Here is a 23,046-nt window from a genome sequence, read left to right as displayed (position 1 = left end):
TACTTATGCGTTGTAAACCTTTAATTCTAGTTTTTATGAAAGTAAAAATACCATACAAAAGCGTCGCGTGCGTAGCTGCAGCGTTGATTAGCTTTCATGTGAATGGGCAACAAGTACTCTCCTCGCAACTCACGGCCAATAATACCGGCACGGAAACAGCCACTTCTTTAAACAAAAGAAGCAGCCTGGAAGGAATGTTAAAAATTTTAGAAAGAAAATACGATGTAGCTTTCTTCTACAAAGACGAATTTGTGCAAAACAAAACGGTTGTAATAAACGAGAAAAGCAACCGGAGGCAGAGTATAGAGAGTGAATTAGAAGCTATTCTAAGTCCGCTGCAACTTAAATTTGAGAAGATTGGCGCCAATACTTACGTTATATCGCCGGTAAAAGTAAGCGATGCCGATAAAATCAATAAAGAAGCCCTACAATTGGATAGCGCCGGAACAGCACGCGGCAGTTATTTAGCTTTATTGCCGCAGTCGGTTAATATTATTGCAGAACCAATTAATACGAACGTAGCGGTTGTCCTGGATATTAGCGGTAAAGTAACCGATGAAAAAGGCGAAGGTATTCCGGGGGCAACGGTGCTGTTAAAAGGCACTACCACCGGAGCCACCACCGACCCGAATGGTAATTTCACGCTGAGTACTCCCGATGGTACCGGTACTTTAGTAATATCGTTTATTGGCTATCAAACCAAAGAAATAGCCATTAATAACCAAACTACCTTTAACATTGGCCTAGTACCCGATACCAAAGCCCTGGAAGAAGTAGTAATTGTAGGTTATGGTACCGTACAAAAACGGGAATTAACCAGCGCGGTAACTACCGTTACCAGTAAAGATTTTGTGCAGGGAGCCGTTAACAGTCCTTTGCAATTGATTGATGGAAAAGTACCGGGCGTAACTATTTCTAACCCAGCGGCGGCTGACCCGAACCGGAGTACCGATGTTCAGGTAAGGGGTGCTTCGTCCTATAAGGCAGGTAACGGACCACTGGTAGTAATTGATGGTATGCCGGGTGGTGACCTCCGGAACGTAGCGCAACAGGACATTGAATCTATTACCGTACTGCGCGATGCCGCTTCGGCGGCCATCTACGGTTCAAGGGGAGCTAATGGCGTAATTCTGGTACAAACCAAAAGAGGTCGCAGCGGTAAAGTAAACGTTACTTATGATAGTTATGTAGAACATGATGCTGTAGCCGTCAAGCCGGATATACTTTCGGCAGAAGAGTTTTTGGAGAAGCAACGAGATACGGATCGGGGCGCCCGTACCAACTGGTACGATGAACTAATTCGGGAAAATAATTTTGGTCAGAACCACTCCCTGGCAGTTTCCGGGGGTAACGAGAATTCTGTTTTTCGGATTTCGGGCCAATACCGGACTAAACAAGGCATTGATATTGCCACTGACCGCAAAGAATACGGTCTACGGGCTAATTTTATGCAGCGGGCATTAGACGGGTTACTGGAGTTTAACGGTAATTTGTCTTTCCGCGATGCCGGCGAAGAATACACTAACTATGGTGCTTTTAGACAAGCTGTTCAGCTGAATCCGACGATACCGTTAATGGACCCTAACAACCCTTTACGGTACAATAATTTACAGGGGTATAATACGTTCAACCCGGTGCAGGATTTAACCACCCGCGAAAATGGCGCTGACCGATCTTATTCCATTATCGATATTACTACCCGCCTGAATATTCTGAAAAATTTGAGTACGGATCTCAAGGTAGCCCGCCAAAGTCAGGATATGTTACGTCGAGAGTATTATGGTTCTCAGAATTCTGGTTCCATTAACTCCGGACGTTTAGGTCGGGCCCGACTTCAGAATGAACGTTGGAGAGATTATACTTTAGAGTGGACCGGCAATTACAATGCAACTTTCGGAAAGCACGATTTAAAAGCGTTAGCTGGATATTCTTACCAGGAATTTAATAACCAAGGTTTTTGGGCCGAAAATGAGGATTTCTTATCGGATGCTTTTTCTTATAATAACTTAGAATCGGGGCTTTATAGTAACGAAGCAGGTCGGTTGGGGATGGATTCCTGGAAAAGTAAAGAAAAAACCATTGGTTTTCTGAGCCGGGTAAATTATGGCTTTGCCGATACCTACTTCTTGACCGGTTCAGTACGGTACGAAGGTAATACCAAGTTTGGGCCTAATAATAAATGGGGTTTATTCCCGGCTGGTTCAGCGGCCTGGCGGATTTCTAACTTACCTGGTCTTCAAAATCTAAAAGTCATTAACGATTTAAAATTACGGGTATCGTACGGCGTAACTGGCCGTTCTGGTTTTGATCGTTATACCGCTATGCCTCGTTATACAGGATATGGCCGTTATCAAAACGACCAGGGAGAATGGATCCAGGTATGGGGCCCGGCTAATAATTACAACCCCGATTTGCGTTGGGAAAGATCCGTTGCTTATAATGCCGGGTTAGATTTTACCTTGTTTTCTAGTAAGCTAAGCGGATCATTTGATGCCTTTATTCGGAAGAGCAGCGATTTAATAAATGATTACCAGGTTCCGGTTCCCCCTTATCTCCACGACCGGATGTACGTGAACGTAGGTACGCAAAGCTCTCGTGGTTTTGAATTAACCTTAAATGCCCAATTAGTAAATACCGAAGCTTTTAATTATTCAACTAGTCTTACTGCTTCTTATGCAAAATCCAGAATGGATGAATTTTCCAGTGGCATTTATAGAGCCGACTACCAGGATTTAGGATCATTACCTTCTCCGGGTAACCCCGGGGAGGCCTACCGTTTGCAGGAAGGTTCTGAAATAGGTAGTTTTTATGGTTATAAGTACGCCGGTGTAGATGATGATGGTAACATTTTAATCTGGAAAAATGGCCAGGAAGGTACCGAAAAGATTAAAGCTTCGGAGGAAGGTGACCGGAACCGTGACCGTACACAAATTGGTCATGGCATGCCGCGCTACGATGTAGCTTGGAACAACTCTTTTACTTATCACAACTTCGACCTGACCCTCTTTTTCCGGGGCCGTTTTGACTATGACATTCTTAATTTGTACCAAATGTATTATGGGCTTACTTCCGAACCAGGGGTAAACCTGTTGAAGGATGCTTATGGTCGTAATGCGCACATCAAATCTGGTAAAGTAATTACCGATTATTTCCTGGAGAGCGGTAACTATTTCCGGTTAGATAATTTGACTTTAGGTTGGGCACCCAAATTAGGCGTGAAGCAAATTGAAAATTTCCGGTTGTATGGCACTATCCGGAATGTATTTACTCTAACCAAATTTACCGGTCTGGATCCAGCCGCTATTAGTGTTACTGGTTTAGAGCCAGGCCTGGGCAGTCTCGACTTGTACCCTATCGCTCGGAATTTTGTCTTAGGAGTACAGGTAACTTTTTAATTTGTGCGTGTAGAATTTAAGTGCTTAAAAATATGAACCGATATAAATTTTTATATTTAATACCATTAGTAGCCATTGTCTGGCTGACTCCGGCTTGTACTGATCTGGATGAGGAACCTTTCGATATTATAACCGCTAATAATTATTACAGCGATAGAAATAGTATTATTGCCGCGGTAACCCGGCCTTACGAACATGGCCATTGGACTGGATGGGACGGAGACCGTTGGTTGCTTTCTGAATTAACCGCTGACCATTTCGTATGGCCGCAAAAAGGGAAGCACGGATACGACGGCGGTGACTGGGTGCGTTTACACGGGCACGCATGGAATTCCGATGATGGTCATATTTATGGCGCTTGGAATGGTCCTTACCAAGGAATTGGGCAATGTAACGTTATTATTAACGATATAAACAAGCTGGATTACACTAAACTAGGTTTAACAGAAGCCGAAAAAACGCAGCACATTTCTGAATTGAGAACGTTGCGGGCCTGGTTCTACTTATTTTTGATCGACTATTTCCGGAACGTGCCTATTTCGGAAGATGCTTCTACCTTAAATCCAAACTCCACTCCGCAGGAAGTATTTGCTTATATCGAAAAAGAAGTAAAAGAATCATTGCCCAATCTGCCCAAGAATACCCGAGCGGGCCGGTTTGATCAAGGGGGAGCCGCGGCGTTGTTAGTACGCCTCTACTTAAACGCTGAGAAATGGATCGGTACGGCTAAATACACGGAAACGGCTCAAATTGCTCAGGAAATTATTGATGGCAAATACGGTACTTACAGCCTTGATTCCGATTATCGGGGACCTTTCCGTTCGGGCATAAAAGGCTATCGCTCTCCGGAAAATATTTTTGAATTCCCGCACGCGCGTAATCTGTACGAAATGGGCTGGATGTACAACGCCATGATGCATTACCAAGCCCGGTATTCCTTGGATAATGATTGGGGTGGTTGGAATGGCATTACCTTAACTCCTTCGTTGGATATGGAGGGCAACCCTTATCCTTATAAATTAGGAAAACCTTACGGAAAGTACTCCGATCAGGATAAACGGAAACAGCCTTTCCGGACTACTAGCGCCAATGGTGATTATGAAGGATTCTTCCTGGTTGGCCAGCAATACGAATTTAATAAAGCCCAAGGCTTTGGCTTTGACAGTACCAAAATGGTTAATGGCACCGAAGAGTACAATAACAAGCCATTGCGTTACGTAGATCAGGTGGGTCGCTTTTCTGAAGGGGCGGCCGGAATTACCAAAGGCTCTATGGTTACTACCGGCGAAGAAAACTCGGGCGTAAGATTACTCAAATTTCCGTGGTTACCCGACTCAAAAGGTTTGTTTCAAAATAATTCAGTTCCCGAAATTCGTTTAGCGGAGATTTACTATGCTTTGGCCGAAGCAAAATACCGGGCAGGCGATAAAGCAGGAGCGGCTGTTTTGTTAGATGCTGTACGGCAAAGAAACTTTTCTGCGGAATCCTGGCCAGCTAATAGCTACGTAAATAACTTAAGTCTTTTAACGGACGATGAATTTTTAGACGAATTGGGCCGAGAGTTTATTGGCGAGCGGCACCGGCGCACTGATTTAGTTCGTTGGAACCGGTTTGGCGAGGAATGGTGGGCTAAACCGAAAGATGCCAAAGATGTGAGCGTGTTCCCAATACCGGCCCGGGTCTTGAATGCGAATCCACTTCTTAAGTCAAATGGATTTTAATTTTCTTTTGATAAAAAACTAATAGCAAACTTACCAAGGGGATAGCTTTTAGGTATCCTCTTGGTTTTCATTAGATTTTATAAAGTATAATTTGATCTTAAAAATAAAGCTTTCCCCTTAAAGAATGCTTTTGTCAGAAGTAAGTTTTTAGCCTTTACAGTTATTCCTATTTGCATTGATAAACTAGTAAAGAAACAAAGCTTTAATATTCCAATGAGGATGATTTTATTAATAAATATTAAAAACGCTTACTGATAAATGTTAAAAAAGCGTATTTTTAACGGAATATTCTAACTATATTTCCTATTAATACAGCATTTCCTTCCCGGTAGAGCAGCGCCTGAAATAGGTAGTTTTTAAACGTGCGCTCCTTATGGTTTTAGGTTACAATTTAGTGTTATCAACCAGTAATTAATATTTTTTCTCTACGTCTTTTTAATCTGTTATTGCTTCGTAAGATTTACGATTAAAGTTTCACTTTAAAATATTATAAGTTATTAATGCTAAAAACCAACTAAACCATAAGTCACCTATGAAATAAACCAGTTACCATACTTCTCTCGTCAAATGGCAAAAGGCCATTGTTTTCTTATCAGTTGGTGTGGCAGCATCTTTCTATTTGCGTAGATTGGTTTCTCCCAACACCTGTTTTTCTCTCCGTTCAGGTTTTAATTCCTAACCTGCTGTTCTTGTGCGGCTTGTACTATTACCTGGCCGCTACTGTAAGTGCAATTCTAATCCAGGAAAAGAAATTAACATGAAAATTAATTTACCCGCTAAGATCCGGAACCACCATGGTGTACCTAAGTTACTACCATCCGTTGGAGCCATTTTAAAATTTACGTGTTTCCTTTTGATTTTTTTAAGTACTCTTAGCTTCTCTTTTGCGCAAACAGCTATTTCCGGTAAAATATCCGACGAAAAAGGCGAAGGCGTTCCGGGAGCTACCGTTTTGGTGAAGGGTACCACCAACGGGGCTACTACCGACCCCAGCGGCAGTTTTACGCTGAACGCTCCTAATGGCAACGGTACTTTAGTTATATCCTTTATCGGGTACCAAACCAAAGAAGTGCCGATTAATAACCAAGCTACTATAAACGTAACCTTGGCACCCGATACCAAAGCGCTGGAAGAAGTAGTAGTAATTGGTTACGGTACGCAACGCAAATCCGATTTAACTGGGGCGGTAGCTACCGTAAAAGCCGAACAATTACAAGAGCGGCCGGCTCCTTCCTTAAACCAAGCCTTAGCCGGCCGGATGGCGGGGGTACAAGTAAATAACAACTCCGGTCGTCCGGGGGGCCGTACTACGGTGCGGGTGCGGGGCTTTAGCTCTATTAACTCCTCTAACAACCCTTTGTACGTGGTAGATGGAGTAATGCTGCCCCAAGGTAACCAAGCCCAATTTAGTAATGCCATTGACTATATTAACCCAAATGACATTGTGTCCGTGGAAGTATTGAAAGATGCTTCTTCTACGGCTATTTACGGTGCCAGAGGGGCAAACGGCGTTATTTTGGTTACAACTAAAAGAGGCAGATCCGGCGATGGTCAAGTAACTTATAACGTGGATTTTGGAGTGAATACCATTGGCCCGAATCGGCCGGAAGCGTTAAATGCCAAAGAATACTTGGCTACCGAAGATTTGGCCTGGGCCAATATGGCTAAATACGACCCGGTTGGCTGGGCCGCAGGCAAATGGGCTTATTTAGATCCTAAAATTAGAAGAGCTCAATTTAGCGCCGCTCATCCGGGGGTTTTTGATGCCAATCTTCAGCCATTACACGACACCGACTGGCTGAAAGAAACCACCCAGAATAAACTTTCTCAAAACCACCAGTTAGGCTTTAGCGGGGGTAACGACCGCACTACTTATTCGCTTTCGCTGGGTTACCGCGACGACGAAGGACTGGTGAGAACCTCCTACATGAAACGTTATTCCGGCCGGTTTACCATCGACGATCAGGTGAAAAAATGGTTAAAAATAGGCGGTTCACTGGCTTATAATAACCAAACCGAAAACCTGGTAGATATTAACGATGCCGTAGCCCGCCAGATTGTGGAAGACTTCCCCTTCTTGCCGGTAAGATATGAGACGGGGATCTTTGCCGAAAACCGCGATTATCCTTTTGCCGAAGGTACCATGAGTTCCATGCACCGCCTATACGACCGGAAGTATATTTTAAATACCCAAACTACTACCGGTAGCTTGTTTTCTAATTTAAACCTGGCAAAAGGTTTGGAAATGCGTACCGTGTTGGGAGTAAACGTAATGACTCAGGAAAACAACGAATCCAGCACCCGGACTTTATCCATCGGCGATCAGGGTTTTGCCGCCACCCGTAACCGGAAAGAAAGTTTCTGGTCTTTGGAAAATTATTTAACTTATAATAAGCGGTTTGCTGAAATCCACTCTATTACGGCACTAGCGGGTATTTCTTGGCAGGAAACTAACTTCTTTAACATTAGTGCGCTGGTACGGGGCTTTTCGACCGATTATTTTGGCTTTAATAACCTAGGTGCCGGCGCAGTTCGTCCGGAAGTTGGTTCCGGAGCATCCCGGAGTGCCTTTAACTCTTACTTTGGCCGGATTAATTACAGCCTGAAAGATAAATATTTACTGACTGTAACCGGTCGGGCCGATGGTTCTTCTAAATTCGGGGAAAATCATAAATTTGCCTTCTTCCCTTCCGCCGCCTTAGCCTGGCGGATATCGGAAGAAGATTTCTTGAAGGATAACAGTCTGATCTCTAACTTAAAATTACGCACGAGTTATGGCTTAACCGGTAACTCCGAAATACCGCCTTATTCTTCTTTAGCTCTGTTAAGCTCTAATTTTGCTACTATATTTAACGATACAAGGGTAAGCGGAACGGGTATTAACCGTTTAGCCAACCCTGATTTAAAATGGGAAAAAACTGCTCAGTATGACGCCGGGTTAGAAATAGGTTTGCTTAACAACCGGATTAGCTTAGAAGCCGATGTTTACTACCGTAAAACTACCGATATGTTGTTGGATGCTCCCGTGCCGCGTACCAGTGGTTATGGCTCTATCCGGAAAAACGTAGGCTCCATGGAAAACAAAGGTATTGAACTGGCTTTAAATACCACCAACGTAAACTCCGGCGATTTCTCCTGGAACACTACCTTTAATATTTCGATGAACCGGAATAAGGTACTTACTTTAGCTACTCCGGCCGATATCTTTGGTGTGGGTGGACCTAACTTTACAAACCAGACCAGCATTATTCGTATTGGCGAACCAGTAGGCTCTTTCTGGGGTCTTACCCGTTTAGGCGTATGGAGCGAAGCCGAGAAAGATGAAGCGGCCAAATTTACCAGCTACCGTAATGGCTTAACTATCCTGCCCGGTGATATTAAATACCTGGATGTGAACGGCGACCACGCTATTACCGACGCAGACCGGAGCATTATTGGTAACGGCAGCCCGAAAGCTTGGGGAGCGCTCTTAAATACTTTCCGCTATAAAGCCCTGGATTTAACCGTTGAGTTGCAATATTCTTATGGTAACGACGTGCTGGATCTTACCCTACACGCCAGCGAAGACCGTCAAGCCTTGGCCAACAGCTATAAATCTGTTTTAGGTGCCTGGACGCCGCAGAACCAAAACTCGGATATAGCTGAAATCCGTGATACCAGAGCTGGCTACGTTACCAACGTAGATTCGCACTGGGTGAAAGATGGTTCCTTTATCCGCGGCCGGAATATTTTATTAGGCTATACTGTTCCGGCAGGTTTTACGAATAAAATTCGCTTAAACCGGTTGCGCGTATACGCCTCCGTGCAGAATGCTTTCCTGCTTGTCGGCGATGATATCGTTGGCGATCCGGAAGTAACTCCTACTAACCAAGGCGATGATAGCAGTGCTTTCTCGCAGGGTATTAACTGGCACGGTTATCCAAAACCTAGAACCTTTATGTTTGGTCTGCAGGTTACTTTATAACATATAAATAGAAAAGACATCTAAATATGAAGCTGACGATAATAAAAAATATAAGCAAGATATTGCTTTGCGGCGCCATACTGCTTGGTCCTACTTCTTGTAAAGATTTTCTGGACGAAGAAGCACCGTCTAACTTAACCCCTGATAACTTTTACACTATTCCGGATCATGCCGAAGCGGCCTTGGCTGCTGTGTACGCTGATATGCGAACTGTATACGATGGAGCCGGTATTTTTTCATCCAGCTGGCAATTGCTGGAAGCGCCTACCGGTACCTCTACTACCGAAACCGCTCAGAATTCGGATTTAAATAACCTGTACGGACTGAATTACGACGGTAATACCCAACACGTTATTAACTGGTGGAATGGCTTATACCGGGTAATTGCCCAGTCCAACCAATTGCTGTCGAAAGTGCCAAATATTACCCCCATGGACGAAGGACAGAAAAACCGGGTATTGGGTCAGGCGCGGTTTTTACGCGCTTGGGCTTACTTTAATGCCGTCCGGTTATGGGGCGATATTCCCTTAATTACCGAACCGCAGACTATTGAGTCGGAAGATTTTTTTCCGACCCGGACTCCTCAACAAGAGATTTACAATTTAATTGTAGAGGATTTGAAGGCGGCCGAAGCATCGGGTTTGCCTTGGATGGATGCTAGTGGCCATGCCTCCATGGCAGCGGTAAAATCAGAGTTAGCCCGGGTATATTTAACCATGGCTGGCCAACCGTTAAACAAAGGCGCGGAGTATTATAAATTAGCCGCCGATAAAGCCTTCGAGGTAATTACCTACGCCAATGCTAATCCTAGTGTTATAAATCTTTTCCAAACCTATTATGAGGTACACAGTGAAGCCACGGAGAATAAAGTAGAACATATTTTTATGCTCCAGTATAATAACGTGGTAGCGGGTAATCCTATGGAGAATATGTATCCTAACTTTAAACCCGTTACGTACAATGGTCCGGGCGGAACCGGCAGCACCATTCCTACTCCGGCGTTTTATGCTTCTTATGAGCCAGGAGATTTGCGAGCTAAAAACCAGGAAGGATATTTTTATACCAGCTATTACACAAATGGTAATGGAGATGAATTTCAATTGGGTGCTCCCTACATTTTTAAACACTTTAACCTAACTTCTAGTGGTACTGTTATTACTAAGATCGAGCCTAACGGCACTATTACTAAAACTAGTGTGAACGGCACGCGTAATAATAACCTGAACGTGCCTCAGATTCGTTACGCCGAAGTGCTGTTAATTTACGCCGAAGCGCAGAATGAAGTAGGTGGCCCAACGGTAGATACTTATGAGGCTATCAATAAAGTAAGAAGAAGAGCCAAAATTCCTGAATTAAATGGCTTAAGTCAACAGCAATTCCGGGAAGCGGTTTGGCAGGAGCGCTGGCACGAGCTCTGCTACGAACAAATAACCTGGTTTGATATGGTGCGGCTGCGCAAAGTTTACAACGAAACTACTAAAGGGTTTGATGATTTTGTAGGCCATGTTAACAAAAGCTCCAATCAGCCTTTAACCGCAAAGAATCTTTTGTTTCCTGTTCCAGTTCCTGAAATAAGAAATAATTCGAATCTAACTCAGAATCCGGATTACAAATAATCCTTCCGTAGCTAAGATGTTCTAAAACATCTTAGCTACTTTAAACATGAACTGGTAAAGAAGATGGCGGCTTTACTTGTACTGAAAGCTATCTTCTTTGTTTACTTTATCTAAGCAGTTTCCTACATCAAATAACCTTGTTGTTAACAAAAACAGGCTTTAGTTTCTAGAGCCTGCTTTTCCTTAGTTTCACGTGCGTTAATCCCAAACTTTACTTAGCTTCTGAAATTTGTTATTCAAGTAAAGTTATTGTTTAGTCGTTACTAGCAGATTGCTTTTTTTAAGAAACTACAAGAGTCATTTACCCGTCGCAACTATATACTCTTTTCATACAGGTTGTTTCACGATAAAAGCCTAATTTTAGCGCGCAAAGTCTTTTAAGTATATATTCAAATTAATCCCTTTTTCTTATGACAATGACTATTTCAGTGAAGAGTATGCGGCAAAAGGCAGCACTTCTGTGCGCCGGTTTTCTGGCTCCTCTTTACCTGCAGGCGCAAACGGCTGCTAACAATCAGTCGGGTACCGTGCCGCTTACTGATTTTTCGGCTTTTAAAAATCCCGCTAAAAGCTGGCAGATTATAAGTGATGTATCCGCCGATTTGGGCAAAGACAATACCCTCTCTACCGCTAAAGGGACGGGAGTACTGGTTAATTTACCAGACAAAAAAATCACGGCGCGGATTTATACACCAATGCCGAACACGGCGACGCCGAACTGGAGTTAGATTACATGATGGCCAAAGGCTCTAATTCCGGTATTTACCTGCAAGGCCGTTACGAATTACAACTACTCGATAGCTGGGGTGTGAAAACCCCTAAAGCCGGCGATAATGGCGGCATTTACGAACGTTGGGACGAAAGCAAACCCGAAGGCCAGAAAGGATACGAAGGGTATCCGCCGCGCCAGAATGCCAGCCGCGCGCCCGGGTTATGGCAACATGTAAAAGTAGCTTTCCAGGCGCCAAAATTTGATGGCAGCGGTAAGAAAATCGAGAATGCCCGGATGCTGCGCGTGGAGTTAAACGGAGTAACGATTCACGAAGACGTGGAATTGCTGGGACCTACCCGCGGTGCCATGGCTAACGACGAAAGAGCCACCGGCCCGCTGCGCTTCCAGGGCGATCACGGCGCGGTAGCCTTCCGGAATATAAAGCTAACTTCTTACGATAAACCCCGGCCCGAACTGACCAATATAAAATACCAGGTATATAAAGGTAAGTTTAATAACGAGCCCGATTTTTCTAAATTAACCGCATCGGCCGAAGGTTCTTTAACTAATTTAAATGCGGCCGTTAACAGCTTGCAGAATGAGTTTATTATCCGGTACACGGGTACCATGCGCGTGAAAGAGCCGGGAACGTATACCTTTAACGTGAATGGCAATGGGGGCGGTGGTTTATTAAAAATCAATAACAAACCCGTAGGATCGCCCAACCGGGGCGGGGGCGAGGCAACTTTAACCGCCGGCGATTTGCCTTTCGAGTTATTATACGCTAAAATGGAGGCCGATGAGCGGCCGGGAATTGGTTTAACGATTAGCGGACCAGGTATTCGGGATTTTATGGTAGGGGATGCGGATGCAAGTTCCGGTCGCCGCAATACCGTAGATCCCATTTTAGTAGATGCTCCCACCAATACTATTTTACGCAGCTTCATGGATTTACCGGGTCAGCCTCGTACCCGCGTGGTGCACGCTGTATCCGTAGGCAGTCCGCAAAAAATACATTATACTTACGATCTGGATAAAGGCACCGTTATTCAGGTATGGCGGGGCGATTTCCTGGATGCTACTCCCATGTGGCACGATCGCGGCGATGGTTCTTCGCGACCGGCCGGTATGGTACAACGTTTTGGCCCGCCGGTGTTTTCTCTGGCCAAATTGGGTTCGTCCCAAGCGGCCTGGGTGGCCGATAGCGCGGGTACCAGCTACCGTCCGAAAGGATATACCCTCGACGAAAACGACCAACCTACTTTTAGGTACCGGATGTACGGCGCTACCGTTTCCGATGCTATTCGGGTGCTGGATAACGGACAAGGAGTACACCGGGAAATTACCGTGCAAAATCCGGTCGGCGGCGAATTATACGCCCGTTTAGCCGAAGGAGCTACCATTGAAGATAAAGCAAATGGTACGTATTTAGTGGATGGTAAGTCGTATTACCTGCGCCTCGATGATGCCAAAGGAACCAAACCAGTAGTACGCGATGCCAATGGCCGCAAAGAATTAGTGGTGCCGGTAAAAGGCAAAGTGGGTTATTCTATTCTTTTTTAGATTTTAATATTTATAGTGTTCATGAAGTATTCTAGTCATAATATTCGAAATAAATTTTTGCGCCGGGCGGCCTTGCCCTTACTGCTGAGTGCTTTTTCTTTAGCCGGAATTGCTCCGGCTCAGGCGCAGCAAGCGCCTAAAGAAGAAGATTTTTTTAAAATAATGAAGGTTACCGCCCCGGAAGGTACGGTTCTGGAAGTAGGTGGTTTAGCCATGCTGCCCAACGGCGACCTGGGTATTTCTACCCGGCGGGGCGATATTTTTATCGTAGAAAACCCCACTAGCGCCCGGCCTTATTTCCGTAAGTTTGCTTCGGGTTTGCACGAGGTCTTAGGCTTAGCTTATAAGGATGGCGCTCTTTACTGCGCGCAGCGCGGTGAGCTAACCAAACTGGTAGATACCAATAAAGATGGCAAAGCCGATGTGTTCGAAACCGTTTATGCCTGGCCTCTTTCCGGCCATTACCACGAGTATTCTTTCGGGCCGAAGATTGCGCCGGACGGTTCGTTCTTTGTTACCGGTAACGTAGCCTTCGGCGATGAGCAATGGTGGCGAGGCGAAAGCCGGGTGCCGTGGCGGGGCTGGACCCTGAAAATCAGCCCGGATGGTAAAGTAGAGCCCTGGGCAACCGGTATGCGTTCGCCGGCTGGTTTAGGTATGATCGATGGCGAATTATTTTACTCCGATAATCAAGGGGAATACGTAGGTTCCGGCGGTATCTGGCACGTGAAAAAAGGTATATTTGCCGGTCACCCGGCTGGTTTGCGCTGGACAAATTTGCCCGGTTCACCGGTTAAATACACCACCGAACAGTTCAACGCTAAGTTAGATCCGCGCGATAAACGCGATGCCAATGATCGGGCCATTAAACCAGAAAACGTAGTAGACGAGAAGTTCGTAACGAAAGCCGATTTGAAAAAGGATTTTCCGCAGCTGCAATTACAATCGGTAATATTACCGCACACTATTTTAGGTATTTCAAATTCCGAGATTGTTAAAATTCCGGAAGGAGCTTTCGGACCTTTTGCCGGTCAGATATTGGTAGGCGACCAGGGGCAAAGTAAAATTTCGCGCGTCATGATGGAAAAAGTGAAAGGCGAATTCCAGGGCGCTGCCATTGAGTTCCGGAACGATTTTCAATCCGGAGTAATGCGGATGGCTTGGGCGCCGGATAACTCCTTATTTGTGGGCGAAACCAATCGGGGTTGGGGTTCGGCCGGTGAAGCTAACCAAGGCTTGCAGCGTTTGGTGTGGAACAAGCAGGTTCCTTTTGAAATGCTGAATGTACGTGCCATGCCCGATGGTTTCGAAGTTGAATTTACGAAACCCGTTAACCGCAGCTCTGCCGAAGATTTAGCTTCTTACGCCGTGGAAAGCTTTACTTACAAATACCACCCAGTTTATGGTAGCCCACCCGTAAATATCGAAAACCCAAAGGTAAAAGGCGTGAAAGTATCGGAAGATGGTTTAAAAGCCCGCATTATTGTGGATGGCTTACGCCAGTATTACGTGCATAATATTTCCTTGGAAGGCGTACGCGACCGGGAGAATTCTTCCCCGCTTTTACACACCAACGCTTTTTACACTCTCAATAATATTCCGGACGGCGCTAAATTGCCTTTAGCTCAGGCTAGTACCAAAAATTCAGGTAAAGCAGTGGCCATGAAAACGGTACCTACCGAGATAATGGAAGACCGGTTTAATTTTAAACTACAATCGGCGGTAGTAGAAAGCGGCCTGAAAAACAATAACAAAACGGCGGCGAAAGGAGGCGCGAAAGGTAGTGCCAGGGGAACGGGTATTGTGGCCAAAGGCAGTGTGCCCGCTGTGCAGCAAGTCCTTACTTTCGACCAGGTAAAACCTTTATTAGCGAAACACAACTGTTTGGCTTGCCATAATCCGGAAAAACGCCAGGTAGGTCCGGCTTACAAAGATGTAGCGAAACGCAATTACACCAACGAGCAGATTGTGCAGTTAATTTACAATCCGCAGCCTAAAAATTGGCCGGAATATGCCACTGAAATGCCGCCTATGCCGCAGGTACCTAAAGCCGATGCTTTAAAAATTGCCGCCTGGATTAACTCCCTGAACGGGGGTAATCAATCGGCTTCCAAGGCCAGCGTTAAAAATTCAGATGATCCTAATAATTAGTGTTTCGTCCATAGTCCATAGTCGATAAATCACAGTCCACAGAAATATAGGGTAGGTTTGTTTGCTTTAAGTTTGGCGAAATAGTAATAAAATGTAGTTACAGAAAGCATTAGAGAATAAAGTATTCTTTAATGCTTTCTTTTTGTCTTTTATCTCCTTAGTTGTTACAGAGTTTCCTAAAATCATGAAAAAGCTATTATCCTTACTATTTATTAGTATTTTATTCACGAACATGCAAGCCCAAGAAGGGACGAAGACTCACCCGAATACCAAACAAGCGGGCTGGCGCGATTTATTTGAGAAAGATTTAGCCAATGCTATTAAACCCGATAAAGTCTGGACCTTTGAAAATGGCGTTTTAACGGCTTCGGAAGATAACAGCATTTGGTCGGATAAAGAATACAACAACTTTATGTTGGATCTGGAATTTAAAACGGCATCCGGCACCAATAGCGGCGTAGTGGTACACGCCAGCGATATTAAAAATTGGATTCCGAACAGCGTAGAAATTCAAATTGCCGATGATTACAGCGAGGAATGGTCGAAGGCCCCCAAAACCTGGCAATGCGGAGCTATTTTTGGCCGCCTGGCACCTAAAAAAAGCAACGTAAAAAAGCCGGGAGAGTGGAACCACTATACGGTTACCTGCAAAGGCAAAAAAATATGGGTAGTACTAAACGGCGAATTGGTAAATGAAATAGATATGAATCTTTGGACCGACCCGAAGAAAAATCCGGATGGCTCCGAAATACCGGCCTGGCTGAATAAACCTTTGGCAACGCTGCCCTTAAAAGGTTACGTAGGTTTACAAGGAAAGCACGCCGGCGCCCCTATTTATTTTCGTAATATGCGCATCAAAGAACTTTAATATTTATTTTCACTTATTATAAAAATACCTGGGTTTTGCTCAGGTATTTTGTTTTTTATCCCTAGCTATATCCGTTATATTTATCCCCCACCCGTAAGGAAAGTTAACAACTATGGTTCTCAAAAATGTAGGCGTGCTAGGCCTGCTTCTGCTTATTTGCCATACAACAGTTGCCCAGAGTAATAAGGAAGTAGCCAAGCCCCCGTTTTCCCCGGAAACTTCTTTCGGGGTAAAAGCCGGACTAATGTTTTCCCAAACAAGTTTTACGCCGGCGGTGGCGCAGGAAATTAATAAAACCATTATGATGGGAGTGCTGGTAAAGCATGTTGCTCAACCTAAACTCGGTGTTCAGGTAGAATTAAATTACATCAGAAACGGTTGGACGCTGGCGGATACAATCAGTAATACGCGTAAACAGTTAAGTTATCTGGAATTGCCCGTGTTAACGCAAGTAGCATTTTCTTCTAAAAAATCTGCTTTTCTTCTTAATATTGGTCCTTACGCTTCCTTTTTGCTTTCGAAACGCGACACGCTCCTTTTTAAAGAAAGAGCTGATCTGGCGGATTTTAAAGTAGTACCTCAGTTTTTTGATTATGGGCTTACTATTGGCCTGGGTTTTATGCGTAAAACCAAACTCGGCAATTTTCAACTAGATACCCGGTTTTACTTTGGTTTAGGAAATTTATTTACCAATCAGCTTTTCTCTATTTCTCAGCGCCAATCCTTAGTTACCAGCCTTAGTTATTTTGTAAACCGAAAAAAGAAATAGCTCTACCGTCATAACTCGTTGAAAATGAGATAATTTTTAAATTTTATTAGTAGGAGCGAAATGTATTTTATTCTTCGGTTGTAGGTTGCCAGAGTACCCGAAAAACCTTATTTTTGAAAATTATAATGGTAACAATAAGCTATTATTACAGCTAAAATTCTTTAATCGTTGATATGTTATTTAAAAAGTTTTCTTCAAAACTCTGGTTAGGGCTTTGCTGCTTCGTAAGCATGGGCAGTGCTCTTTATTCCTGCAAAACGTCGAACGGCGTAGAACCCAATACCGCTGGCAAACCGCAAGTGCCGCGCATTTTAATTTTTTCTAAAACCAAAGGTTTTTACCACAACTCCATTCCGGAGGGTACGGCGGCTATTCAAAAAATGGGTCTTGCTAATAAAATACGCGTAGATACGACCAAAAACGCAGCTTATTTTACCGAAGACAGCCTGAAGAATTATCGGGCCGTCATTTTTCTGAGTACGACGCAAGACGTTTTAAACAACGAACAGCAAATAGCTTTTGAACGCTACATTCAGGCGGGTGGAGGTTATGCCGGTGTGCACGCCGCCGCCGATACGGAATACGATTGGCCTTGGTACGGCAAGTTAGTAGGAGGTTGGTTTTTAAGTCACCCGGGTAATCCCAATGTGCGGGCCGGTGCCATTGATGTACTGGAACCCAATAGCCCCCTAATGGCCGGGATTCCGGCCCGTTGGGAACGCACCGACGAATGGTACGATTACAAATCCGTTAGTTCAAACATTAAAGTATTAGCCAACCTCGACGAAACCACTTACGGTAACGTGGGTAAAATGGGCCGCAACCACCCGATTGCCTGGTACCAGGAGTACGACGGCGGACGCTCGTTTTATACCGGTGGCGGTCACACCAAAGAATCTTTCAGTGAGCCTTTGTTTTTAAATCATTTGTGGGCGGGTATTCAGTACGCGATGGGCGATGGTAAGGCCTTGGATTACAGCAAATCGTACAGCATTGTTACGCCCGAAGAAAACCGGTTTACCCGCACCATTCTGGCCAACGACCTGAACGAGCCCATGGAATTAACCGTTACGCCGGATGGCCGCGTGTTTTACGTGGAACGAACCGGTAAATTCTCAGTGTATGATCCAAAAACTAAGAAAAATACCTTATTAAGAGAGTTTCCGGTATTTACCGACGAGGGTAATGGTTTGTTGGGAATAACTTTTGATCCGGATTTTACCCAAAATCATTGGCTCTATTTCTTTCATACCCCCATCCCGAAAGATAAAAGCAAACTGAGACAGCACGTATCGCGGTTTACCTTAACGGATAGCGGTCTGGATGTAGCCTCCGAAAAAGTATTACTGGAAATTCCGATTGATTTAGAATCGAGTGCCCATACCGGTGGTTCTTTAACTTTTGATAAAAGAAAGACTTGTTTATATCGGTAGGCGATAATACCGTACCATTTAAATCGGATGGTTTTGCGCCTATCGACGAAATTCCGGGTCGGCATACTTTTGATGCCCAGCGCTCGGCCGGTAACCCGAACGATTTACGCGGTAAAATTCTGCGCATTCATCCTTTAGCTGATGGTACGTACACCATTCCGGAAGGAAACTTATTTCCGAAAGGTACGCCGGGCACTCGTCCTGAAATCTATACTATGGGTTGTCGCAATCCTTACCGCATTTCCGTTGATCCGGCTAACTCTATTGTTTATTGGGGCGAAATTGGTCCGGATTCCGGCAAAGATAGCCTGGATGTTTTCGGGCCGCGCGGTTACGATGAATTTAACCAAGCCAAAAAAGCCGGTAACTACGGTTGGCCGTATTTTGTGGGCGATAGCAAACCCTACCGCGACTACGATTTTGCTACCAAAAAATCCGGTGATTTCTTTAATGTAAACGCCCCGGTAAATAATTCCCCAAATAATACGGGCGCTAAAACCTTGCCTCCGGCTACGAAAGCCATGGTGTGGTATCCGTACAATGCCTCCAAAGAATTCCCGATTGTGGGTACTGGAGGACGTAGTGCTATGGCCGGACCCGTTTATCATTTTGATCCGAACCTGAACTCCCCGGTTAAGTTACCTAAGTTTTACGATAAAGGTTTGTTCGTTTTTGACTGGATGCGTAACTGGGTAATGGTCATTCGTTTAGATAACAGTAACAATTTTGTCCGGATGGAGCCTTTCTTACCCGCTACCGGCGATTTTAAACGGCCGGTTGATATGGAATTAGGTCCGGATGGCGCGCTTTATGTACTCGAATACGGTTCGGTATACGGCATTGACAACGACGATGCCCGGGTAGTAAAAATTGAGTTTAACGAAGGAAACCGCGCACCGCTGGTAGTTGCCGGAACCAGAGACAGCGTGGGGGTGGCCCCGTTAAAAGTGGCGTTTTACAGCCGCGGCACCAAAGACCTCGATGAAAACGATAAAATCAGCTATGAGTGGTTATTCGACGGCAAAACCGTAGGTTCTACGGAACCCAATCCGACTTTTACGTATGCCCAGGAGGGCGTGTATCACGCTATCTTGCGGGTAAAAGATCAGGCTGGTTTAATTAATGCCGACACGGTGCAGATAAAAGTGGGTAATTCTTTACCGGAAGTAACCATTGATTTGCCGGGTAACCAAACTTTTTTCTGGGATAATACTCCGGTAAAATACGCCGTTAAAATTGCGGATAAAGAAGACCAGAAAGTAGACCCGAAAAATGTTAAGGTGTTTTTTGATTACGTGGCCCAGCCGGTTAAGAACCAAGCCCAGATGGGACACCAGATTTTAACTACCGTTGAGACCAATACTTTAGGTAAAACCTTAATTGCCGGTTCCGATTGCAAAGCTTGTCACCAAATAGAGAAGAAATCGGTAGGGCCAGCTTTTGTAATGGTAGCCCAACGCTACAAAAATCAGGCGGGCGCGGTAGATAAATTAGCCGCTAAAATTATCAATGGGGGTGGCGGCAATTGGGGCGAACACGCCATGAGCGCGCACCCGCAGCTTTCTAAATCCGATGCCTCGGAAATGGTGAAATACATCTTGTCTTTAGCAGAAGTGAAAAAGCAAAAAGCGAACTTGCCTTTGCAGGGAGCTCTAACATTTAAAGAGCATAATCCGAAAGAGGCAAAAGGCATGTATACCTTACTGGCGGCTTACACCGATAAAGGTGGCAAGCAAGTAGGTCCTTTAACCAATAGCGCGCTGCTTACCTTCCGGAGTCCAAAATTAGCAGCCGTAGATGCCGATGAAATTTACCGGATTGATCGTTGGGGAAATTCTTTGGGTAATGCCAGCAATGGTTCTTATTTACTGTTTAAAAACATCGACTTAACTAATATTAAAGAACTTTCTTACCGGTTGGCTTCCAAAGATCAAACGGCCCGCTTAGAAGTGCATTTAGATTCGCCGGGTGGTCCGGTTGTTAGTACCATTGAGTATCAGCCTACCGGCAATTGGGATAAGAAAATAAACGTTTCGGCTCCGGTGCAGCCAACTACCGGCCGCCACGATTTATACATCGTAGTCGCCAAAGATTCCCGACCCGATCAAAACTTAATTGCCTTAGAAACGATTGAGTTTAAAAAATAAACAAGATGATAATTAATAAAAGAGCCGTCACTTTTTAAGTAGCGGCTCTTTTTTATTGCAATTACTATTATTTATACTAAATCGCTTCAAGTAGCTGCCATAACGCAGGATATGAAACCCGCCGGGTTAGAGCAATTTTTTAAATCAACCTGATGGAAGGTAACTCATACTATTGGGTATTATAACCGTCAGAAAGCCATAAAGAGAATTAAAGTATTTGAGACTTATTTATTCTAATTCGGCTAAGTGGTAGAACCAAGTAGCCAAGAATAAACGACAGCAGTTTGGCTGTGGAGGGCCTTCTAAGGTTCTGGTGCCGAGGTACAAGGCATTGTGAGGCACGAACAAAAGAAGCTTAGACCAGCCCGGAAGAGCCAAACGAGACCCACCGGCCACGAGGCAAACTGGGTACTCTTAAAACCGCATTAGCGCCAATACCTGGAGACTGGAAAAGGCTCCAAAGAAACCTGAAGAATTACCGATCTAACTCTCCCAATACAATATCCACCGAACCTACAATAGCAATTAAATCCGCTACCATACAGCCTTTCGCAATTTCGGGCAGAACCGACAAGTTAGAAAAACAAGGCGAACGGCCTTTGCACCGGAAAGGAATGTCTGATTTACCGGTAGCCCGGAAATAGTAACCTAACTCGCCGCGTGGAGTCTCGGCCCGGAAATAGAATTCCTGTTCTTTCGGCCTAATTTTTTTCGGGCACATAGCCTGCGGATCAAAATCGGGCGAACGTTTATAATCGGTAGTCAGGCGTTCCAGGCATTGGCGAATAATTTTAAGCGATTCGCGCATTTCCTGCGCCCGCACGTAATTCCGATCCCAGCAATCGCCGGTAGTACCCATTAAGCCTTGCCCTACCGGAATATCAAATTCCAGTTCGGGGTAAACCGAATACCCATCTACGCGCCGTAAATCGAACTTTAAACCTGAAGAGCGCAGCATTGGCCCGGAGCAACCGTAATTAATCGCCACATCCAAGGGCAAAACTCCTACGTGCGCCGTACGATCAATAAAAATTTTGTTATTAATTAAAATCTGATCTAATTCTTCCAGCTTGGGTAAAAAATACTCCACAAACTCCCGGCAGCGTTCTTCAAACCCAATGGGTAAATCGTAGTATAAGCCCCCGATCCAGATGTAATTGTACAGCATCCGGGCGCCGGAAGCCCATTCGAGCAAGCGTTGAATGTGTTCGCGATCGCGGAGTAACCACAAAAACGGCGTAAACGCGCCAATATCAATGGCGTAGGTGCCAATAGCTACTAAATGGGAAGCAATGCGGTTTAACTCGGCTACCAGCACCCGAATGTATTCTACCCGCTTCGGTAACTGACCCGTAAGACCCAGCATTTTTTCCACGCCCATGCACCAAACGTGTTCCGAGTTCATGGCGGCCAGGTAATCCATGCGGTCTACGTAAGGCAGCGTTTGGTTATAAGCCAGCGATTCAGCGTGTTTTTCGAAGCAGCGATGCAAATAGCCAATATGCGGTACTACATCTACTACTATTTCGCCATCGGTGATTAGTTCGAGCCGTAAAACGCCGTGGGTAGCCGGGTGCTGCGGTCCCATGTTCAAGAGCATTTCACCGGCTTTTAAATCGGCCACGTCAAACTTATTCGGTTCGGCTTGCAGTAAATATTCGGTATAACGGCTGGTCATTTTTTAGTCGATAGTCCATGGTCAATAGTCCACGAATTTTTATTTGTTGTAGTGCTAAATTGTAAGATGGTTGAATGGTTTTATGCATGCATGTTAAGTTTATATAACATCATTATAAGATTGTTCTACCAATTTCATTACATAATCAAGATCTTCTGTATTTCTAATATAAGTTCGGCAATCCATCGTATATTGATAAGTTTCTGGTACTTTCTCGATTTTATTTAACGGATCTTCATAGTTAACGGAGCGCAGATATAATTTTATCTGCTGTTTACCCAAATGGACTTCAGCAAAGTTTTTTGAAACTCTGTAAGCAATGTAAATTGCTGTTTTCTTTTCTACTATATTTTCATCTAGCTGTAATATTCTGCTGCGTAGTTCTTCGAAAAGGTTTTGGATAGAAGATGGCGCTTTTATAAGACCCTTTTTGATATTGTTCGTATCCTCGTTGATAAGGCTTATATTTTCAAGAATACTGTTTACTTTAAGGTTTTCTGACTTTTCACTAGTGGGTGAATTAGTATTTAAAGATTCTAAACTAAAAATACCATTCTCGTAATAGCGGTATTTAAAAAGTTCTAAACGCATCGGAATTACTTCTACGGTGTCAATATCAAACTTGCTGTAATTTTCGGCAATGCAAATTACCCGTGGGTTATTCCAATCTATCTTTAATTTATCCGATACTTCTTTACCTAATTTTTTGATTACTAGCATTTCAAAAAATTCAACTTTTTGAGCTTTCAGCCACCGCAGATAAGATAATGCCTGATTAATTACATTATCGTTTTTATTTAATTTATACTCTATAATCACCGGCGCTCCATCCATATCCACAGCGAGTGTATCAATCCGCCCACCAAAAGTAGTGGAGTATTCACTAGCTAAAAGATGCATATCCAAAACTTCCAATAAATTATTTTCAATAAGTAATTGAAGGCTTTTCTCCTTACTCAATGAATTAATCTTCAATTTTTTTAGTTGTCCGCTATCTTCTTTGAAAATGGGCATGTCGCTGTGTCCTCA

At 44.3% G+C, this 23,046-nt stretch carries 13 protein-coding genes; 11 read left to right on the top strand and 2 right to left on the bottom strand.

Going from position 1 to position 23,046, the window contains the following annotated elements:
• Positions 1–35 precede the first annotated feature (35 nt).
• The 11 genes from AHMF7605_RS16385 (at position 36) to AHMF7605_RS30815 (ending at position 20,339) form a co-directional block, all read left to right on the top strand.
• Positions 36–3,395 (top strand): SusC/RagA family TonB-linked outer membrane protein, encoded by a 3,360-nt coding sequence (locus tag AHMF7605_RS16385; protein ID WP_158267528.1) that lies wholly within the window; start codon positions 36–38, stop codon positions 3,393–3,395.
• A gap of 32 nt (positions 3,396–3,427) precedes the next feature.
• A complete protein-coding gene (locus tag AHMF7605_RS16380) occupies positions 3,428–5,116 on the top strand; it encodes a RagB/SusD family nutrient uptake outer membrane protein (RefSeq protein WP_106931140.1) in 1,689 nt (562 codons plus the stop codon).
• A 757-nt stretch (positions 5,117–5,873) separates the two neighbouring features.
• The gene (locus AHMF7605_RS16375; RefSeq protein ID WP_106931139.1) at positions 5,874–9,080 is read left to right on the top strand and encodes a SusC/RagA family TonB-linked outer membrane protein; all 3,207 of its coding nucleotides are present in this window, start codon (positions 5,874–5,876) and stop codon (positions 9,078–9,080) included.
• Positions 9,081–9,106: 26 nt separating this feature from the next.
• A complete protein-coding gene (locus AHMF7605_RS16370) occupies positions 9,107–10,696 on the top strand; it encodes a RagB/SusD family nutrient uptake outer membrane protein (protein ID WP_106931138.1) in 1,590 nt (529 codons plus the stop codon).
• A gap of 410 nt (positions 10,697–11,106) precedes the next feature.
• Complete coding sequence (locus AHMF7605_RS30970; protein ID WP_317046546.1) at positions 11,107–11,424, top strand: hypothetical protein; 318 nt, start codon at positions 11,107–11,109, stop codon at positions 11,422–11,424.
• Positions 11,415–12,971: a 3-keto-disaccharide hydrolase gene (locus tag AHMF7605_RS16365; RefSeq protein WP_317046579.1), complete on the top strand. Its 1,557-nt coding sequence runs from the start codon at positions 11,415–11,417 to the stop codon at positions 12,969–12,971. Before AHMF7605_RS30970 ends, AHMF7605_RS16365 begins: the two co-directional genes overlap by 10 nt.
• Positions 12,972–12,992: 21 nt before the next feature.
• A complete protein-coding gene (locus tag AHMF7605_RS16360) occupies positions 12,993–15,122 on the top strand; it encodes a c-type cytochrome (RefSeq protein WP_394336202.1) in 2,130 nt (709 codons plus the stop codon).
• Positions 15,123–15,306: 184 nt separating this feature from the next.
• A complete protein-coding gene (locus AHMF7605_RS16355; protein WP_106931137.1) occupies positions 15,307–15,990 on the top strand; it encodes a 3-keto-disaccharide hydrolase in 684 nt (227 codons plus the stop codon).
• A 112-nt stretch (positions 15,991–16,102) separates the two neighbouring features.
• Complete coding sequence (locus tag AHMF7605_RS16350; RefSeq protein ID WP_106931135.1) at positions 16,103–16,759, top strand: porin family protein; 657 nt, start codon at positions 16,103–16,105, stop codon at positions 16,757–16,759.
• Between the two features lie 230 nt (positions 16,760–16,989).
• Positions 16,990–18,192, top strand: coding sequence for a ThuA domain-containing protein (locus AHMF7605_RS30820; RefSeq protein WP_262512360.1), 1,203 nt, complete (start codon positions 16,990–16,992; stop codon positions 18,190–18,192).
• On the top strand, positions 18,177–20,339 hold the full coding sequence (locus AHMF7605_RS30815; RefSeq protein WP_262512359.1) for a carbohydrate-binding protein: 2,163 nt from the start codon (positions 18,177–18,179) through the stop codon (positions 20,337–20,339). Before AHMF7605_RS30820 ends, AHMF7605_RS30815 begins: the two co-directional genes overlap by 16 nt.
• Positions 20,340–20,814: 475 nt before the next feature.
• Here the strand turns inward: AHMF7605_RS30815 and AHMF7605_RS16340 are convergent, their stop codons facing one another.
• Positions 20,815–22,017 (bottom strand): NADH-quinone oxidoreductase subunit D, encoded by a 1,203-nt coding sequence (locus tag AHMF7605_RS16340; protein WP_106931132.1) that lies wholly within the window; start codon positions 22,015–22,017, stop codon positions 20,815–20,817.
• A gap of 99 nt (positions 22,018–22,116) precedes the next feature.
• Positions 22,117–23,031: a DUF5655 domain-containing protein gene (locus AHMF7605_RS16335; RefSeq protein ID WP_106931130.1), complete on the bottom strand. Its 915-nt coding sequence runs from the start codon at positions 23,029–23,031 to the stop codon at positions 22,117–22,119.
• Between the last annotated feature and the right edge of the window lie 15 nt (positions 23,032–23,046).

The sequence above is a fragment of the Adhaeribacter arboris genome, assembly GCF_003023845.1.
In the GTDB taxonomy this organism is placed as follows: domain Bacteria; phylum Bacteroidota; class Bacteroidia; order Cytophagales; family Hymenobacteraceae; genus Adhaeribacter; species Adhaeribacter arboris.
Note: the sequence above shows the minus strand (reverse complement) of the source record. Positions and strands in the feature narration are given on the sequence as shown.

Excerpts from the sequence above, each read along its gene's own strand:
- AHMF7605_RS16385 (WP_158267528.1), top strand. The coding sequence starts at position 36 with ATGAAAGTAAAAATACCATACAAAAGCGTCGCGTGCGTAGCTGCAGCG.
- AHMF7605_RS16380 (WP_106931140.1), top strand. The coding sequence starts at position 3,428 with ATGAACCGATATAAATTTTTATATTTAATACCATTAGTAGCCATTGTC.
- AHMF7605_RS16375 (WP_106931139.1), top strand. The coding sequence starts at position 5,874 with ATGAAAATTAATTTACCCGCTAAGATCCGGAACCACCATGGTGTACCT.
- AHMF7605_RS16370 (WP_106931138.1), top strand. The coding sequence starts at position 9,107 with ATGAAGCTGACGATAATAAAAAATATAAGCAAGATATTGCTTTGCGGC.
- AHMF7605_RS30970 (WP_317046546.1), top strand. The coding sequence starts at position 11,107 with ATGACAATGACTATTTCAGTGAAGAGTATGCGGCAAAAGGCAGCACTT.
- AHMF7605_RS16360 (WP_394336202.1), top strand. The coding sequence starts at position 12,993 with ATGAAGTATTCTAGTCATAATATTCGAAATAAATTTTTGCGCCGGGCG.
- AHMF7605_RS16355 (WP_106931137.1), top strand. The coding sequence starts at position 15,307 with ATGAAAAAGCTATTATCCTTACTATTTATTAGTATTTTATTCACGAAC.
- AHMF7605_RS16350 (WP_106931135.1), top strand. The coding sequence starts at position 16,103 with ATGGTTCTCAAAAATGTAGGCGTGCTAGGCCTGCTTCTGCTTATTTGC.
- AHMF7605_RS30820 (WP_262512360.1), top strand. The coding sequence starts at position 16,990 with ATGGGCAGTGCTCTTTATTCCTGCAAAACGTCGAACGGCGTAGAACCC.
- AHMF7605_RS16340 (WP_106931132.1), bottom strand. The coding sequence starts at position 22,017 with ATGACCAGCCGTTATACCGAATATTTACTGCAAGCCGAACCGAATAAG.
- AHMF7605_RS16335 (WP_106931130.1), bottom strand. The coding sequence starts at position 23,031 with ATGCCCATTTTCAAAGAAGATAGCGGACAACTAAAAAAATTGAAGATT.